General features: G+C 37.7%; 1 protein-coding gene. It reads right to left on the bottom strand.

Going from position 1 to position 749, the window contains the following annotated elements; genetic code table 11:
- Positions 1-188: 188 nt before the first annotated feature.
- Positions 189-749, bottom strand: a 561-nt coding sequence (locus NYP67_RS06520; protein WP_473411308.1) for a recombinase zinc ribbon domain-containing protein, incomplete at its 5' end; no start/stop codon positions are given.

The raw sequence follows: 749 nt of genomic DNA, 5'->3' as shown, positions 1-749 counted from the left end.
AGTATAGCTACACTTTTTTGAGTGCACACTATGGATATTGGGTGCACTTTTTAACGATAGGAAAAGCTATCGTTAAAAGGTTTAAGATTGGCTTAATAGCTTGATTCTTGAGCATAAAAAATAGCCTAGAGAGGATTCCCCCTAGGCTGACTTTTGTAACATTTCAAATGCTCACATTCTTTTGACTTTTACGATGCCCTTTCAACATCCACACTAATCTCTGATTTAAAAGTTACGCTGAACTTGTCCTCGTAAACTTTTATTTTCTTGATGTACTTTCTTACCAGCTTCTCGTCATACTCACTAATATCATGACACTCACTTTTCAGAAAATCTTCCATTTCTCTGATTCGTCTTTTAGCATCTTCTTGACCTGCTTTTTCTATAAGAAGCTGCTGTTTCTTACCTTTCAGCTCATCAATCTCATCAGCTATTTTCGCGTAGTCTTTTTTAGCTTTAAGCAAGGTTAGTAGTATCGCTTGTTTGTCCGCGATTTTTTTATCAACCGTCTCAATCTCACTTAAGTTGTTGCCCGCAATAATTTCTCTAATATTATTCTTCAACGTATCCAATACTTCATCCGGTACACTAAACACCTTGTTTATGGCTTTCACTGTAGCAGACTGCAGCTCTTCCTCTTTTACTGTCGGAGCATCACAAGCACTAGGACCATTTTCCCATCTAGTACAACAACGCCAAACAACAGAACGTACTCCTCGATTGTTCCAAGCAATTCTTCTGTAAACATC

This window comes from Gardnerella sp. c23Ub_4 (genome assembly GCF_055804115.1).
Note: the sequence above shows the minus strand (reverse complement) of the source record. Positions and strands in the feature narration are given on the sequence as shown.